This window comes from Lyngbya aestuarii BL J (assembly GCF_000478195.2).
Classification (GTDB): Bacteria; Cyanobacteriota; Cyanobacteriia; order Cyanobacteriales; family Microcoleaceae; genus Capilliphycus; species Capilliphycus aestuarii.
Window position 1 is genome coordinate 1 of record NZ_AUZM01000053.1, and the last position, 17,162, is coordinate 17,162.

The 17,162-nt window shown below is 42.8% G+C and carries 17 protein-coding genes; 5 read left to right on the forward strand and 12 right to left on the reverse strand.

Translation table 11 applies throughout. The features are described 5' to 3' along the window. Positions 1 to 367: 367 nt before the first annotated feature. From M595_RS19540 to proS, 9 genes are all read right to left on the reverse strand, one after another. Entirely contained in the window at positions 368 to 1,318 is a 951-nt protein-coding gene (locus tag M595_RS19540; protein ID WP_023068142.1) for a F0F1 ATP synthase subunit gamma, read from the reverse strand. A gap of 91 nt (positions 1,319 to 1,409) precedes the next feature. Continuing rightward, positions 1,410 to 2,927 (reverse strand): F0F1 ATP synthase subunit alpha, encoded by a 1,518-nt coding sequence (gene atpA, locus M595_RS19545; RefSeq protein ID WP_023068170.1) that lies wholly within the window; start codon positions 2,925 to 2,927, stop codon positions 1,410 to 1,412. Positions 2,928 to 3,223: 296 nt separating this feature from the next. Beyond that, complete coding sequence (atpH, locus tag M595_RS19550) at positions 3,224 to 3,769, reverse strand: ATP synthase F1 subunit delta (protein WP_023068154.1); 546 nt, start codon at positions 3,767 to 3,769, stop codon at positions 3,224 to 3,226. A gap of 8 nt (positions 3,770 to 3,777) precedes the next feature. Then, positions 3,778 to 4,299: a F0F1 ATP synthase subunit B gene (locus M595_RS19555; protein ID WP_023068158.1), complete on the reverse strand. Its 522-nt coding sequence runs from the start codon at positions 4,297 to 4,299 to the stop codon at positions 3,778 to 3,780. A gap of 53 nt (positions 4,300 to 4,352) precedes the next feature. After that, complete coding sequence (locus M595_RS19560) at positions 4,353 to 4,838, reverse strand: F0F1 ATP synthase subunit B' (RefSeq protein WP_023068178.1); 486 nt, start codon at positions 4,836 to 4,838, stop codon at positions 4,353 to 4,355. A 106-nt stretch (positions 4,839 to 4,944) separates the two neighbouring features. Beyond that, positions 4,945 to 5,190 carry an ATP synthase F0 subunit C gene (atpE, locus tag M595_RS19565; RefSeq protein WP_009782610.1) on the reverse strand — a complete coding sequence of 82 codons (246 nt, stop codon included), beginning with the start codon at positions 5,188 to 5,190 and terminating at the stop codon, positions 4,945 to 4,947. Positions 5,191 to 5,311: 121 nt separating this feature from the next. Then, positions 5,312 to 6,067 carry a F0F1 ATP synthase subunit A gene (gene atpB, locus M595_RS19570; RefSeq protein WP_040484385.1) on the reverse strand — a complete coding sequence of 252 codons (756 nt, stop codon included), beginning with the start codon at positions 6,065 to 6,067 and terminating at the stop codon, positions 5,312 to 5,314. A gap of 56 nt (positions 6,068 to 6,123) precedes the next feature. Continuing rightward, entirely contained in the window at positions 6,124 to 6,474 is a 351-nt protein-coding gene (locus M595_RS19575; RefSeq protein WP_083492849.1) for an ATP synthase subunit I, read from the reverse strand. Positions 6,475 to 6,801: 327 nt separating this feature from the next. Next, positions 6,802 to 8,616 (reverse strand): proline--tRNA ligase, encoded by a 1,815-nt coding sequence (gene proS / locus M595_RS19580; RefSeq protein WP_023068172.1) that lies wholly within the window; start codon positions 8,614 to 8,616, stop codon positions 6,802 to 6,804. Positions 8,617 to 8,844: 228 nt separating this feature from the next. On the opposite strand from proS, the gene lepB reads away from it, so the two are divergent. Beyond that, on the forward strand, positions 8,845 to 9,948 hold the full coding sequence (lepB, locus tag M595_RS19585) for a signal peptidase I (RefSeq protein ID WP_023068153.1): 1,104 nt from the start codon (positions 8,845 to 8,847) through the stop codon (positions 9,946 to 9,948). A gap of 55 nt (positions 9,949 to 10,003) precedes the next feature. On the opposite strand, the gene M595_RS19590 is transcribed toward lepB, so the two are convergent. The 3 genes from M595_RS19590 to M595_RS19600 all read right to left on the reverse strand — a co-directional run bounded on the left by M595_RS19590 (position 10,004) and on the right by M595_RS19600 (position 13,072). After that, positions 10,004 to 10,591 carry a Uma2 family endonuclease gene (locus M595_RS19590; protein WP_023068173.1) on the reverse strand — a complete coding sequence of 196 codons (588 nt, stop codon included), beginning with the start codon at positions 10,589 to 10,591 and terminating at the stop codon, positions 10,004 to 10,006. A gap of 103 nt (positions 10,592 to 10,694) precedes the next feature. Beyond that, positions 10,695 to 11,351 carry a DUF1295 domain-containing protein gene (locus tag M595_RS19595; protein ID WP_023068156.1) on the reverse strand — a complete coding sequence of 219 codons (657 nt, stop codon included), beginning with the start codon at positions 11,349 to 11,351 and terminating at the stop codon, positions 10,695 to 10,697. Between the two features lie 62 nt (positions 11,352 to 11,413). Beyond that, the gene (locus M595_RS19600) at positions 11,414 to 13,072 is read right to left on the reverse strand and encodes a DUF655 domain-containing protein (protein ID WP_023068169.1); all 1,659 of its coding nucleotides are present in this window, start codon (positions 13,070 to 13,072) and stop codon (positions 11,414 to 11,416) included. Positions 13,073 to 13,482: 410 nt separating this feature from the next. Between M595_RS19600 and M595_RS19605 the strand changes: the two genes are divergently transcribed. The 4 genes from M595_RS19605 (at position 13,483) to M595_RS19620 (ending at position 16,913) form a co-directional block, all read left to right on the forward strand. Continuing rightward, positions 13,483 to 13,884: a DUF7682 family zinc-binding protein gene (locus tag M595_RS19605; RefSeq protein ID WP_040484386.1), complete on the forward strand. Its 402-nt coding sequence runs from the start codon at positions 13,483 to 13,485 to the stop codon at positions 13,882 to 13,884. A 115-nt stretch (positions 13,885 to 13,999) separates the two neighbouring features. Continuing rightward, positions 14,000 to 15,175: a cysteine desulfurase family protein gene (locus M595_RS19610; protein WP_023068168.1), complete on the forward strand. Its 1,176-nt coding sequence runs from the start codon at positions 14,000 to 14,002 to the stop codon at positions 15,173 to 15,175. Between the two features lie 175 nt (positions 15,176 to 15,350). Next, positions 15,351 to 16,100 (forward strand): DUF1995 family protein, encoded by a 750-nt coding sequence (locus M595_RS19615; RefSeq protein ID WP_023068155.1) that lies wholly within the window; start codon positions 15,351 to 15,353, stop codon positions 16,098 to 16,100. Positions 16,101 to 16,142: 42 nt separating this feature from the next. Then, entirely contained in the window at positions 16,143 to 16,913 is a 771-nt protein-coding gene (locus M595_RS19620; RefSeq protein ID WP_023068148.1) for a metallophosphoesterase family protein, read from the forward strand. The last annotated feature ends 249 nt before the right edge of the window (positions 16,914 to 17,162 follow it).

Consider the following 17,162-nt stretch of genomic DNA (forward strand, 5'->3'; position numbering starts at 1 on the left):
TCTTAACTGTAAAACTCACCACGATTGTGACAGTAACGCCGCACTCAACATAAGAAATGAAGGCATCAGAATAATACATTTTGGCGGAGGGAACCCCGTCTCTGCTGAGGGAGCCTGTTTAAGACCAGATAACCGCGACGGTGAAAGGGCATCGGGCTGAGAAATCAGAAGCTTACACTGTACCGCGGCGGTCAGTGTGAGTAGTTCACTATCATATCCCCTTGCGATCGCCACTAAAATTCTATCTTCTGGATCTTTAGAAAATCTCGGGTAAGGATTTACTCGCAGTCGGACAAATTATTCAATGAAAAAAGGGCTGTGAACTTCACAACCCTGATGGTGTATCGCCAATTGTGGGCGATGTCGTTTAACCCTGAAGTGCTTCCGCGCCCCCAACAACTTCCAAAATTTCTTGAGTAATTGCGGCTTGTCGAGCTTTGTTGTAGGATAACGTCAAGCTTTTCATCAACTCTCCGGCGTTCTCACTAGCATTACTCATCGCCGTCATCCGGGCAGCTAACTCACTCGCTGTTGATTCTTGCCACGCCCGTAACAGTTGGTTGGTTAAATAAAGCGGTAACAAAGCATCCAGAATCTGTACTGGATCTTGTTCAAAAATCATATCACGGGGGATGATTGTTGGGGTTACTGCTACTTTTTCACGAGTAACATCAAGTTGACCCCCGCTTGTTGTCAGTCGGAAGACTTCATCGTCTTTAACTTCCAAACCTTGAAAATTGAGGGGAAGAAGGGTTTGAACGACAGGTTTAGAACTAATCAACGAAACAAACTTCGTGTAAATTAATTCTACCCGATCCACTTCTCCCGATAAAAATAAGGAGAGAACTTCTTCTGCCGCATCGGCAACTTTCTCGCCAGGAGGTGTTTTTTCGGGGTTTTCAGCCGTTCTTTGAATCGGGACATTCCGGCGTTGAAAATACTGAATCGCTTTTCGTCCAACCAGGATATAAGTATAATCAACCCCTTCTGCGGTCAATTCTTTAGCGCGACTTTCCGCCCGTTTGATAATATTACCGTTGTAAGTACCGCACAAACCCCGATTACCGGAAATCACCAGTAATCCGACTTTTTTGACTTCCCGTTGTTCGAGTAGGGGAGAATCAATATTTTCAAATTTTAGACGGGATTGTAGGGCATAAAGAATCCCGGCTAATTTATCGGCAAAAGGACGGGTTGCTAAGACTTGTTCTTGAGCGCGACGAACTTTAGCAGAGGCAACTAAACGCATCGCCTCGGTAATTTTTTTTGTATTTTTGACTGAAGCAATGCGATCGCGAATCGCTTTTAAGTTTGACATAGTGGGGTCAGTTATCAGTTATTTGTTAACAGTGACCAGTGAGATTTGATCAAAGCTAAATGCCCGATTTTTCACTGGCCACAAAACCTGACTAGGCAGAAACGAGGAAGGTTTGCTTAAATTCGTTAATTCCTTCTTTGAGGAGATTTTCTGCTTCTTCAGTTAGGACTTTTTCGGTTTGGATGATTTCGCCATACTTGGGCTTGCTATTTTTCAGGTAATCCCGTAATCCCGCAGCAAAAGCAACCACTTTGTCCACCGGAATTTCATCAAGATAACCGTTAATTCCCGTGTAAATAATCGCCACCTGTTCAAACAATTGCAGAGGCGAGTTTTGGGGTTGTTTTAGGAGTTCGCGTAGGCGTTCACCCCGAGACAACTGTTTACGGGTTGCTTCATCCAAGTCAGAAGCAAACTGAGAAAAGGCAGCCAACTCAGCATACTGAGCCAACTCTAGCTTCACCTTACCTGCAACCTTTTTAATGGCTTTGGTTTGAGCCGCAGAACCCACACGGGATACAGAAATCCCCGCGTTTACCGCCGGACGCAAACCGGAGTTGAACAAGTCAGCCGACAGGAAGATCTGACCATCCGTAATCGAAATAACGTTTGTGGGGATGTAAGCCGAAACGTCACTGGCTTGGGTTTCAATAATCGGTAAAGCCGTCATACTCCCGCCACCGAGTTCATCATTCAACTTCGCGGCTCGTTCTAACAGACGAGAGTGAAGATAGAAAACATCTCCAGGATAAGCTTCCCGACCGGGAGGACGACGCAGCAGTAGCGACATTTGACGGTAGGCTTGGGCTTGCTTGGACAAGTCATCATAGATGACGAGAGTTGCCTTACCCTTATACATGAAGTATTCGGCGATGGAAGCTCCCGCATAAGGAGCGAGGTATTGTAATGTAGCAGGTTCACTAGCGTTGGCAGCTACGATTACGGTGTAGTCCATTGCGCCCTTCTCTGCCAGGGTTCCGGCGACCTGGGCGACTGTAGAGGCTTTTTGACCCACAGCCACGTAGACGCAAATCACATCTTCGCTCTTTTGATTGATGATCGTATCAATCGCGATCGCAGTTTTACCGGTTTGTCGGTCACCAATAATCAGTTCTCGCTGACCTCTACCAATCGGAATCATCGCATCAATCGCGGTAATTCCGGTTTGCATCGGTTCGCACACGGAGCGACGGTCAATAATTCCAGGAGCGGGAGATTCCAGTAGACGATCTTCTGAGGATTGGATTTCACCTTTACCATCAATGGGACGACCTAACGCATCCACAATCCGGCCAAGCATTCCCTCACCGACCGGAATTTGAGCAATTCTTCCGGTTGCGGTTACGGAGGAGCCTTCCTCAATTTTATGGCCATCTCCCATCAATACTGCACCCACGTTGTCTTCTTCGAGGTTGAGGGCGATGCCGATTGTACCATCTTGGAACTCTAGCAGTTCTGAAGACATGGCTTGATCTAAGCCGTAGATCCGAGCAATACCATCACCGACTTGCAGAACTGTACCCACGTTGGAGACTTTTACATCTTGGTCGTACTGTTGAATCTGCTGTTGAATGATGCTGCTAATTTCGTCGGGTCTGATTGATACCATAGTTCTCGTTATTTTAAGTGATCACTGATTGGGTAAACAGAGGGGTGAGTTTAGGGTCTCTTGAGTTAATGTTTGACAACACTGATAATCCTTAAATTGATCAATCTGATTTGTCGCATTAACGGTTTACTCCTTAAATCAACCGATCTGCAAGATTTCTGTTGTTGATGGGTAGAAGCACGGACATTCAAAAATCTCAACCTGATGCGTTCAAGCTTAGAATTACCGTGTTCTGACTGTTGGGAGTTGAGTCTGTCTCAAGCGAGGCTGAGATCCCAACTCACCTAACTGATGTTTTAAGCATTCAGGCGAATACCAATTCGACGCAATTGCCCACGTAGACTGGCATCAACCACCCGAGAGCCAACTTTGATAATCACACCCCCGATCAATGCGGGGTCGATTTTGGTGGTGATTTCGACATGATCTGCGCCAGTCATCCCTTTGACTTTCTCAGAAAGGTGGTTTCTTTGACCTTCATTCAACTCCACTGTCGAAGTCACTTCAGCCAACACCGTTTTATTGAATTGACGCAGTAAAGCGAGATACTGCTTGACGATGGGTTCGAGAAAGGAAATCCGTCCTCGATCAACCAGTAACAGAGTAAAGTTTCGCAGGTAAGGATTCATTTCCTCACGGAAAATTTGTCCAATCACTGCTTTTTTGTCATCCGGTTTGATGACAGGATTTGCCAAGAACTTTCTTAATTGTTCTGAATTTTCCATCAATTCCAACAAACTGCGGATATTGTCTCCGATTTCGTTGGTGAGGTTATTCGACTTGGCGACTGACATTAAAGCCTGTGCGTAAGGCTCTACAATTTCTCCAACAATTGCACTCATTAACTACCTCACAATAACGCCAAACTGCGATCAATTAATTGTTCTTGAGCAGAATGGTCAAGTTGTTCTTTGAGTCGGACTTCTGAGCGCTCTAGAGCCATTGCTACGGCTTGAGCGCGTAAACTCGCGATCGCCCGGTCTCGTTCTCCATCCATTTCTTGACTTGCCGCAGCTTTCATGCGTTCAACATCTTCAATTGCCTGAGCTTCGATCTGAGCTTTGAGTGCTTTGGCTCGTTCTTGGGCTTCGGCTCGAATGCGTTCAGCTTCAGCTTGAGCTTGAGTCAACTTTTGTTGTTGCTGCGCCAGAGTCTCTGCCGCTTGCTTTTGACGTTGCTCTGCATCTGTGATCGCCTGCTCGATACTCGCTCGTCTTTCACTCAGGATTTTGCCTAAAAAACCTCGTCCAAAGTAGATTAGAACTCCAATCAAAATGGCAAGGTTAATCAGGTTGCTGTCTAAAATATCGAAGTTGAATCCAAACTCGCCTTCAGAGGCTGCCTCTGTAGCTAGTAATACTACCGTCTCCATGATGTTCTTCTCATAACTGCGCTGCTAACAGTTTGACCTAAAATTATTGGGGATTATCTCACCAATTCAGGCCCTAATAGCTTTTCTAGAATTTGCCGACTGAGTGGTTCAACCTGTTGCTCTAAAGTTTGTAAAGCTTGCTGCTTTTCGGTCTCAATTTCCTGAACAGCTTTTTCTCTTAGCTTTTGGGCTTCTTGTAGAGCTTCAGCCATTTTTTCTGATGCAATTTTGCGAGCATCAGCTTGAGCAGTTACAATCACGTTTTGAGATTGCTTGCGGGTTTCTGCCAGTTCTTGCTCGTATTGTTGAGCTAACTTTTCCGCTTTGGCTAACCGTTCTTGAGCTTGCAGTCTATTTTCTCGAATATACTCGGCACGCTCATCAATTGCTTTTCCGAGTGGCTTGTAAAAAATCGCATTTAAAATGACTGCAAGGAGCAAAAATTGTACCGCCATGAGAGGCAAGGTTGCATTGAGATCAAATAGTCCTCCCTCTTTGGCCGTTTCTTCAACCGCGAATAGAATCGTCCAGTGCATCATTAGTTATTGTGTCTAGGGTTCCCATGCTGTCTGGTTGTAGAGTTTAGATTTCAGACTTTTTGGGTGAGGAATATCCCGGCTATCTAAAACCTAAACTCCAAACTTTTTACGCGAAGGGGTTAGCAAAAAGCAACACTAGAGAAACGACAAGACCATAAATGGTCAGAGCTTCCATAAATGCCAAGCTCAATAGCAAAGTTCCGCGAATTTTACCTTCAGCTTCGGGTTGACGAGCAATCCCTTCTACAGCTTGACCCGCTGCATTTCCTTGACCAATACCAGGCCCAATTGCACCTAAACCTACAGCTAGAGCAGCAGCAATCACGGAAGCAGCAGCAATTAACGGATCCATAATGATTTCCTTATCTAAACGACGAAATTGACAATTCAAGACTACAAATCTACATCCTCGTTTTAACTCTCAGCAGTATTCATCCCGGCTGAGAATTTTGAGGTCAACTCAGTTTTCGAGCTTAGTGATGTTCTTCACCATGCCCTTCTAGAGCTTCTCCAATATAGTTGGCTGCTAGAGTGGCAAAAATGAGAGCCTGAATGGAACCCAGGAATAAACCCAGTACCATCAACGGCAGGGGAACAAATAGAGGAACCAGAAATACCAATACCGCTACTACTAATTCATCCGCCAACACGTTACCGAACAGACGGAAGCTTAGAGAAAGAGGCTTGGTAAAATCTTCGATCACCCGGAAGGGGGCGAGAAACGGTACGGGCTTGGCATAGTCAGCGAAGTAGCCGACAACGCCTTTTTTACTCATACCTGCGTAAAAATACGCGCCGGATGTCAACAATGCCAAGGCTATCGTTGTGTTGATGTCGCTTGTCGGTGCGGTAAGTTCTCCGGCCGGTAGCTCAATCAGCTTCCAAGGAACTAATGCCCCTGACCAGTTCGACACAAAGATGAACAAAAATAATGTACCAACAAACGGTACCCAGGGGCGATATTCTTTTTCCCCGATTTGGTCTTTAGCCAGGTTGCGAACAAATTCCAGGACAAATTCCATGAAATTCTGCATTCCACTGGGAATACGCTGAACGTTGGTTGTTGCTAAAATAGCTCCCAGCATTAGCACCGCTATCACAAACCAAGAGGTTAGGAAAATCTGTCCGTGTACTCTTAGATTGCCCAGCTCCCAGTAGAAGTGCTGACCAACTTCCAAACTGGCGAGGGGAAAACAGTTAATAGCGTTGAAAAATTCAAGCATTTGCATTCAAAAGGCTTCCCCATACTTGTACAGGCCCCAAGTCTGATTTTGCCTGAAACTGACTAACTCTCAGGCATCAGTGCTGTTTTCAGCACATACAGAATGAGCGCAGCTTTGTACGTCAGAAATCCCAAAAAGATGGGCAGAATCGACAGACTATTCCATTGAGTTGCAACAACGATCAATCCAATGAAGATAGCTAACCGAGCTTTGCTCAGACGTTGTTGCTGTCTACCCAGTTTCTCAACGTCTTTTGCTAACATTCTTAAGTAAACCACACTTACAACCGCTCCTAATAAATAATTTAGAGCAATCTTGAGCGGATAAAAGCAGCAGACCGTCACAAAAATAACGCCTGTCAAAATTACCGTCACGATTAGTAGGTCCTGCTGGAGCTGATAATACTCCTGCATCGAGGCATCCGGTTCAGGATCTAGCACGCCTGAGTCGGAACTATTCTCTACGGGGGGTGTGGTTTCAACTATGGAATCAGACAAGATCACAAAACTCACAAACTCAAACTTGGGTTATTGGCTGCGCTCTGCAAGCCATCACCGATAATACCATGTATCGGGAACAAAAATGGCAATAGTCAAAAGGGAATAGGCAAGAGGCAAAAGGCAACAGGTAACAGCTCATATGGCAAAAGGTAACAGATAACAGGTAATAGGCGATCTCCCGATCTCCCGATCTCCCGATCTCCCCATCTCCCCATCTCCCCATCTCCCTATCTCCCCTGGTCACTGTTTACTGTCTACTGCTGCGGCAATTGATTTCTGAAGATATGAAACGACATCTTCTAAAGCCACTTCTTGGGAGTTGTGGGTCGCCCGTTCAACAATTTCTACTTTGCCGGACTTGAGCGATCGCCCGGTAACAATCCGATAAGGAATTCCGATCAAATCTGCGTCTTTGAACTTCACTCCGGCCCGTTCATTGCGATCGTCGAGTAACGTTTCAATTCCGACTTGATTGAGTTGAGTATACAAGTTTTCTGCTGTTTCTAGCTGCTGAGTGTCGTTAATGTTAGGAATCGTAACAATGGCATGATAAGGAGCGATCGCCACCGGCCAAATTATCCCGTCTTTATCATAAGATTGTTCAACGGCTGACTGCGCTAAACGCGATACTCCTACCCCATAACATCCCATCACCAACGGAATTTCTTCGCCTTTTTCATTGGTACAAGTCGCCCCCATTATTTGAGAATATTTTGTTCCGAGTTGAAAGATATGACCGACTTCAATCCCTCTTGCTGTTTCTAATACTTGATTGGCGTCGTGAACGGCGCGATCACCAACTTTTGCTGTTCTTACATCAACTACAATTTTAGGCAAATCAAACTCTTTTTTCCAGTTCGCCCCAACTACATGATATCCCGACTCATTCGCCCCAGTAACAAAATTTTCCAAGTCTACAGCCGTTCGATCAACCATTCGCAAAAACTTAGAATTAACCGACTTACTTCCGGTAATATATTCATCTGATAAATCCGGGGCAATATAACCCAAAGGCAACGGTTTAGCCGCCCATTTTTGTTGCGCTTCTTCATCAGGAACGGTTAACGAAATTAACGCTTTTGCCTGATATTCCCCCGCCAATTTTGTCAACTCATTTTGCAATTTCACCTCATTAACATCTTGATCGCCCCGAATATTTACCAATACTAATACCGTCATTCCAGTATCATAAACTGCCTGATAAAGAACATTTTTGACCAATTGTGTTGGCGAACATTTCAGAAACTTACAAACCGTTTCTATCGTTGCTGTATTCGGTGTTTCTCGTTTTTCATAGGCTTTAAAGGTCGAAGGTTCGGCGTCAGCAGGCAAAGAAACCGCCTTTTCAACATTCGCCGCATATTTGCCATCTTCGGTGTAGAGAACTTCATCTTCTCCCGCTTCAGCTAACACCATAAACTCTTGCGAACCCGATCCACCTATCGCCCCAGAATCGGCTTCTACCGCCCGAAAAGCTAACCCAGAACGTCGTAAGATATTCCGATAAGCTTTATCCATATCCTTGTAAGTTTCTTTCAAACTGTCTTCATCAGTATGGAACGAATAGCCATCTTTCATAATAAATTCTCGTCCCCTCATTAACCCAAAACGAGGGCGAATTTCATCTCGGAATTTAGTTTGAATTTGATATAAATGTAGGGGAAGTTGTTGATAAGAACGGATCATTTCTTTGGCAATGGTGGTGATCACTTCTTCGTGCGTTGGGCCTAATGCTAAATCACGGTTACGGCGATCGCGTAAAGCAAACATAATCCCTTCTGCTTTTGTATAAGTATCCCATCGACCCGACTCTTGCCACAATTCCGCGGGTTGAACTTGAGGAAGTAAACATTCTTCGGCGCCGGTGGCGTTCATTTCTTCGCGGACAATTTGGGAAACTTTTTGCAATACCCGCCACATCAACGGAAGATAGGCATATATTCCGCTTCCGATGCGACGGATATAACCCGCACGAACCAAGAGTTTATGACTGGGTATTTCTGCTTCTGCCGGATCTTCGCGTAACGTTACAAATAACATTTTCGAGAGTCGCATCGTTTCTAATTTCCTGTAGAGAGCAATTTGTCATCATTTCCAGATTACTCCCAATGGGTGCATTTCGTGGAGTGCATTAGCTAATCGATAGGTTGTCTAACTATAGAGAGGTGCAATCATACCAAATCTAGCTCAAATAGGAGCCAACTACAATCAGATGAGTGATCGATTTAGTGACTTGACCCATCTACTTGGTGTTAAATAGCAAATATTAACAAGCTTTAGACCATGAAAAGTCAACAATCTATTACGGGTAAAGAACCTTGGCTAGCTGTCAGCCTATCAACTGTATTCCCCGGGTTTGGTCAAATCTATGCAGGCAAAACCTCAAGGGGATTGCTCCTAATTTTTATCGCGCTGATTTTGTTTGGATTTGGTAAATGGTTGATTTTAAGTCCTACGGGGAGCGTTCGGCTTGGAACTCTGTTGGAATTCGGAGAGTATCTACTTTATATTTTTAATCTATTTGATGCTTATCGTTGTACAAAAAAGGCTAACAGTCTTGAGTTTGAAAGTCTCCGAAAGGATGGTAAAGATCCCTGGAAAGCCGTATTTCTCACCAGAATTGTCCCCGGCTTTGGCCATATCTATGTAGCTAGAAACGGGCAAGAACAATGGGGGTTCGTTATTCTGTTCTTAATCTTGATGAATGGGGCGGATGCTTTATTTTCATCGGCAGAATTTTATTCATATTTGCAGGTTGCTATACGTTTGCTTGCTGTTTGTTTGTTTTCCTATCATGCTTATCTTTCAACTCCAACTCATCGCGAAAAGTATCGGCGTTTCATTTTGGGGATTTGCTTGATTTTGTTGGTTCTTGATTTATGTAGTAATATTGTTAGATTTTCTTTAAGAGAATTTATTTTTGATACACATTGCATAACACAATATGATCACAAGTCAGTGCCACCCGAACTGCAAATCCGTGATTGTGTCGTCGAAGAAAAAATTAGTTACCATTTTTCCGATCCCAAACGGGGCGATATTGTTGTGTTCCGCACCACCGATGAAATGAACCATAAAAAGTTGAACTCGACAGATGTTTTGATTAAACGGATTATTGGATTACCCAATGAAAAAGTAGAAGTACGGGACGGCTTAGTTTACATCAATGACAAGCCTTTCAATGAGAATTACATTGCAGCCGAACCAGACGATCAATGGGGTTCACAAGTAATTCCAGATGATACTTACCTTGTTTTCGGAAACAATCGTTACCGTTCATTAGGAGGCTATGGCTACGATCCTCACATTTTAGTTCCCCGTGATAATATCACTGGTAAAGCAACTAAAATATCTTGGCCCCCTAAGAGGATGGGAATCATCAAGTAAGTAAGAGAACCAAGTGTTATTGTAGATCCTCCTTGTGTTGAAATTTATTTCTAATTTAAGAGTTAAACCGGGGCGGAAATACTTTTGATAACTCTAAAGAAAACTCAGGAAAACAAGGCAATATAACCGTTTCATTCGGTAAAACGATTAATTTTCTTCGATAACCGAAGGTTCGATCTAATTTTTGGTAGGGTTCGCCGTAACATTCCAGTTGATAATCAATTAGGTTAAAAATCCAATACTCTTTTATATTATGTTCAGCATAAGCCCTCAGTTTAACTTCTTGATCGTACTCTAAAGACGAGTCGGATATCTCAATTAAAAGTAAAATATCCTCGGAAGTCGGATGAGAACTTAAATAATCATCTTCACGATTTATGACAATTGTAAAATCCGGTTCGGGTTCGCTGTTTTGTGATAAAATAATCGGAGATTGACATTGTAGGGTAGCTTGAGTTGTGATTAATTGACTCAGTTCCCGTAATAATTTTCTTAAACAAGTTTCGTGTAATACCCCTTTTGCTGCCATATCAAACAATTCTCCGCCAATAAGTTCAACCCGATCATCTTCGGTAAAAAAACCCAATTCGGTTAAGCGGTGATATTCTTCTACTGTAAAACGTTTGGGAGTTGCGATCGCCATAACTTTCAACGGACTCGGTAATGATGTTAATTATAACAAAAAAACGGATGAGGATTCTATAAATTTTTCTCCTCACCCGTTCAATTTTAACTGAAAATCAAACTTACCAGATAAATGGAATTAGTCGCCGAGTTTTGAGTTTGTATTCCTGATATTCGGGATATTTTTCGCTCATGCTGAGGTCTTTTTGATTGATTCTTAGTAGATAAAGAGCCGTTACCAACCCCGGTACAATGTAAGCCCAGAGTGAACCCGCAACCACAGCAAAACTGAGATATCTCATCAAATCTCCGAAGTAGTTAATATTGCGAGAAAGACGCCAAATATTATCTTTAACCAAACCCGCACCGAACTCTTTTGCGGTTAATTTTTGTACGTCCGCACTGGCATTAATTAAACTGCCAAAAAAGAACAGAGGTAAACCAATTCCAACGGTTAAAAATGAAATAGGTTCGGGATTAACAAAGGCTAAATAACCGGGAAGGGCGTAAATAAACCCAATAAATAACAACGATAAAGTAAACCCGCCAATTCCCACAGGTTCACTAAATAATACTTCTCGGCGTTTGGGATAAAACCACTGTTCAACCAACCACCAAACGCAATAACCAATGTGCAAACACAGATAAATCACCTGACGCATATCCCGAATTCCTAACAGGATAGCGCATCCAATTAAAAAGAAAATTGTTACAGTTTTTGCGACATTAATCGCCGTCATTTGAGTAATTTGAAATTGTTTATTTGCGGTACTTTCCATGATTTGAGTGAATCAACCTCAACTAATAATTTAAACCGAATTTCAAAACTATGCGCCGAACACTACCATGTTACCTTATCCCGCAAATTTTCGGTCATTTTCGGGCCTATTCCTGACACCCGTTGTAAATCTTCTAAAGAGGTAAAGGGTTGTTGTTGGCGGGTTTGAATGATGCGTTGGGCTAATTTTGGGCCGACTCCGGGTAGGGTTTCTAATTCTTCTAAAGTGGCGGTATTTAAGTTAACTTTGTATCCCAAACTCCAACGGGGGGGTTTTGAAACGGTTTCAATGTTTCCTTGACAAGCTTCTATATCCCGTTTAAATTTGGCTAAAATTCCCCCAGGAAGTCCCAAGGTTGCGGTGTTGTAAAGTCGGTTAAATTCCCGGTTAAAATGGGCGGCGACGGCGGAATTTTTAATCACAATTAAGGTTTCGTCGTTGGTTGTATTCGCCGCTTCCGTCCAGTTTTGAGAACCCGAAATTACAACTTGATTATCAACAATTCCAAACTTATGATGTAACTTATCACCGGGGGATAAATTGGGAACGCCAACGGTAGAAATAGGTTGTTTCCAGGGACGATTTTTGGCTTCATATTTGCAGTTACTCACCGCCGCAACTCCCATCATATCCAACATTTCGCTATAATTACGATAGGCAAAACCTGGATCAATAATTCCTTGTAAAGTTATTGAACGTTGAACCGTTGTTTCCATAACATCAACTAACCTTTGATCAGAAAAAACAAACAACGCAAAATCGATTGATTCCTGGGCTTGAGTTAAGGTTTTAGCAATCAAACCATTAACACTATTTTCCCAAGTTTGACTGCGAGTAGTGGGTGCAAATTGAACGAAAACGGGTGTATTTCCGACAGTAATATTCTCAACCCTTCGATCAGGTTTTTTCGTCCCAAATAGACTATCCGGTTCACCTCCGGGGCCATCTCCCCACATGAGGTTAAATTCTTGAGTAAATAAACGGGCGAGTTGTGAACTTTCTATTTTTAATAAATTATTGGCATTTCCCCGACTTTCCGGTTCATCTAAGTCGCCGTGAGTTCCACTGAGGGTAAAATTAGCCGAAGTCACAATTACCGTTTTCCCGTCAACAATCACAAATTTATGGTGCATTAAACCGCTACCTTTTGAACCATCTGCGGTATCATCAATCAGAGGAATTTTAGTATTATTCAGAATCACTAAAGCATCTCGTTGATTGATTTCTTCTGTCGAGAGTTGACCATCTTGATTAATATCAATTAATTGAACTGCTTCTAAATAGCGATCGCGTTCTTGTTGGGAGAGTTGAGCGACTTCATTTTCGCTTAAAAAACTCCAAGGACGACTGTAACTATTTTCGAGAATTATTCTAACTTTAACCCCCGCTTGATGTCGGTTAGCAAGAACTTCGGCAATTTTCGGTAAACGCAATTCTTGAACCGCCACATCAACGCTAGAATTTGCCGTTTTAATGCTATCTATGATAATTTGTTCGAGATCGTCTCCGAAGCGAGTTTGTTGGCGGTAGGGTTCAGTATAAACAGAAGCTTGAGACTGATTAAAATAAGCTTGAATTAGGGGTTCTTGGGGTAAAGTCTCTCGCAGCGGTTGAAGTGTCGATTGAGATGGTTTTTTATCCAGCAATAAACGACCTAAAAAAAGTAAAGCCAACAGAATCGCTAAACTAATTAGAAGCCGTTTTTTTTTGAGTAAATGCACGGGTTAATCAGGTGAGTGAGGATTGATAATAATTATTTTAGCGAGGCGTCAACGATCTAAAGATAGATAGTTATTGACATTGATAAATTCTCTGATGAAGATTTATTCTGTCCGGCCTTGCAGGAAAGGTCAGCTTTTGACGGGCTAGGTTGAGTTTGATAATCTTAATATTTCTCCTATCTTCTCAAACCCGTTCATCTTTTACACTTTTAATACTACAACTAACGAGAGTAACTTTTTCAAACCTATCCGCTTGGGGATGTCTCTCAAGGCAGGTAATCTATTAAATAGAGCTTAATTTGAATTTGTGCAGAATGATTTTTGCATAACTACCCGCAACCTTTTTACAAGGGCTGTAGGACTTCCTATTTTGTTCGAACGACCTGGGTCAGAACCCTCACATTAGTGTTATGCCTAGAAGAAAGAGAACATTTCCGTGTGGCCACAAAGGATATGGAAAAATCTGCCATCGCTGTAAACAAAAACAGATGGTAGAACAGCAAGAAGATCAACAACTAGCAGAGAAACGAAATAAAAAGCAAGAATGGGAAGCATCCTTCGAGCAAGATATTATCGATCTCAGAGGCTTACCCGACTATGTGGTCATCAAAGCGCGGGCTATTCTTGCTGGACTCAGCGATCAGAAAACTTATCGTGACTTTGGAGGGAAGCGACTGCGACATAATCGGCTGATTATCAGTATTCCAGTGACTCGCAACTATCGTATGCTATGCCATGATCACGGTAATTTTGTTGTCCCGCAGAAAATCCTCTCTCACGAAGATTACAACGTTTGCAAGCCCGGAGTCTGAACTCACAATCATAGTAGACGAACAAACAGACTTTTCTGTTCCCTAAAAAAGTTCGCTAATCTTGAAGCTTTGATTGGAATCTTCTGATTAACACCTTAAACCAGCCAATAAACCCATGCAAATTTATTTAGACTATAGTGCAACCACTCCCACCCGTCGAGAAGCGATCGCAGCCATGCAAGCCGTTCTCACCCAACAATGGGGGAATTCTTCGAGCTTACATGAATGGGGTCAAAGGGCGGCGACCGTCTTAGAACGATCTAGAAGCCAAGTTGCTCACCTGATCAACGCCCCGCCCGAGTCAATTATTTTTACCTCTGGAGGTACTGAAGCCGATAATATGGCAATCATGGGCGTAGCTCGATGTTATTCTACTCCCCAACATCTGATTATTTCCAGTGTCGAACATTCGGCGATCGCAGAACCTGCAAATTTACTAGAACAATGGGGATGGGAAGTCACCCGTCTTCCGGTTGATAGTTTAGGGCGAGTTCATCCGTTAGACTTGCAAGCGGCTATTCAACCCAATACTGTCTTAGTCTCGGTCATTTATGGACAAAGTGAAATCGGCACCTTACAACCCATTGAAGCATTAGGTAAAATCGCCCGTTCTCAGGGGATATTATTTCATGTTGATGCTGTACAAGTCGCTGGACGAATCCCCATCAATGTTGAAACCTTACCGATTGATCTGTTGTCGCTGTCGAGTCACAAATTTTATGGCCCTCAAGGATGCGGCGCCCTTTATGCAAAACCTGGCGTCGAGTTGCAACCTTTGTTAACTGGGGGCGGTCAAGAAATGAAGTTTCGTTCAGGAACTCAAGCGATTCCAGTCATTGCCGGGTTTGGAATGGCCGCAGAACTGGCGATCAAAGATATGGTAACAGAAACCCCTCGGTTAATTCAGTTACGCGATCGCTTGTTTGATGGATTGGCAGATGTTCCGGAGTTAATTCCCACAGGTGATCGGATTCACCGACTCCCTCATCATGTCAGTTTTTGTTTCCAGCCACAAACCGGAGAAAGTTCATCACCCATTACCGGAAAAACCCTAGTTAGACAAATGAATCTCGCCGGAATTGGCATTAGTGCAGGTTCGGCTTGTCATAGTGGTAAACTGAGTCCAAGTCCAATTTTATTGGCGATGGGATATGACGAAAAAACCGCTTTGGGTGGAATTCGCCTGACGTTAGGACGAGACACCGATCAAGTTGATATTGATTGGACAGCATTTGTGTTAAAACAAATTCTACAAAGACTGCAACCCTTATCTGTGGTTGTGAGTGTTTAATGCGGTTGAGATCCCCCAAGTATCTGAGGCTTTGATTCAGTATAAGGGGGGATCAATCTTAATAAATTTATCGTCATTATTTTTTTAATTCGGATAAAGTTAACCTCTTAAATTACGATATAATACTGACAGAAATTAGAGTTTTGACCAATTTATTGAAAAAGATTAATCGTTTATGACGCAATTACCTAAAAGCATAGAAGAAGCTGTCGAACAAGCCACTCAAGCCACTCAAGCCGCACTCGATGACGGTTACAAACTTGTGCAAGTGGAGTTAGTTTTCCCCGAAATCGAACTTCAAGCCCAATCCATTGCTCAACAATTTATTCCCGCTATTGAAGAATCTGGAACTGTCCTCAAAGTCTTTTTTCCTGATGCGGGTGCTGCTGCATTAGCCCGTCGAGATTGGGGCGAAATCCCCTTTAAAATCAGTGATCTTGGCAGTAGTCGATCTCCGATAGATAGCCGGGTTGAAGACGATGATGGACGTTTCTTAGTGGTTTCTCCAACTCCGGTGGAAGTCGAACAGGTGGAAAAATTATCTCAGTTAGCAGGCGATCGCGCCACGATTTTACTCAATCCCCGTCTAGAAGATGTTGCTATTATAGGAATAGGCTATGCTGCTCGCGCCTTGCGTGATCGGTTTATTAATACGATTGAATCCTGCTATTATCTCAGACCCCTAGAAGGTGATGCCGCCCTCTATCGCTGTTATCCTTCTCTCTGGGAAGTTTGGCAAGAAATTGACGGAGAATACACACTCCTGGCTCAAGAACAAACAAAGCCAGTCGGAGATCAACTCGATCAAATTTTAGCAGGAAATAGCTCCAGTGAGGGAGACTCAACCCAGTCCTCAAGACCACAGCCGAAAAAACAAGGCTTTCTGGCGGGACTGCAAAGCTTTCTCAATGCTCTCAGTCGATAAAGCCTGATCTGATCGATCATTGAGCAACCCCGGTGAAAGAAAATGTCGAACCGACGCCTGATCATTGGTGATGTACATGGTCATTATGACGGTATGATCACCCTGCTTGAACAATTTGCTCCAGGGTCTGACGATCAGGTCTATTTTCTCGGAGATTTAATGGATCGTGGCCCGAAAAGTGCTGAAGTTGTTGAATTTGTTAAAAATAGTCCCTATCATTGCTTGATGGGAAACCACGAACAATTGATGTTAAATGCCCTACCGGAAGTCGGCAAAAATACTCAAGCTTGGCAGGCTTGGCTTTATAGTGGCGGATATGCAACGATTTCTAGTTATCAAAAAGCAGGTATTATGCCGCGAGAACATCTAGAGTGGATGCGATCACTTCCGATGTTTTTAGACTTAGGAGATGTCTGGTTAGTTCATGCAGGAATTCACCCGTATTTATCCCTGTCTCAGCAAACTGAAGCCGAATTTTGCTGGATTAGACGAGAGTTTCATAATATTCCTAAACCCTATTTTAGCGATAAATTAATTATTGTTGGTCATACGATTACTTTTACTTTTGATGGGATAGAACCGGGGTCTTTAGTTCGAGGACAAGGATGGTTAGGCATCGATACGGGAGTTTATCATGCGAAAAGTGGTTGGTTAACGGGTCTTGATATTACCAATAATAAGGTTTATCAAGTGAATGTTTTATATAATAATAAAGTGCGGATTCTATCGTTAGAAAAAGTGGTAACTCAGCTTAAACGTCCTTCTTTTTTGGCTCGTTTGCGATATGTTCCTCCGAAGAAAAAACTAGATTAGAAAAAGTGAATAGATTAGACAACCTTTATTTTTTCGTTGATATACCATTCGTTATCGCACTTGAGAGGAGTTGAAATCAAGTTTTAGGTGGGGTTGCGGATCATCGACAATGACTAAAATCACAACGTTTCAACTTGAATTTCTGGTAAACTTGATGGTATTATAGATTCAGTTTGGAAATTAATTTTGTCATCCAACCTTTTCAAGATTAGTCATTGGTTTTATCAAAAAAAATTGTTGTATTGTTAT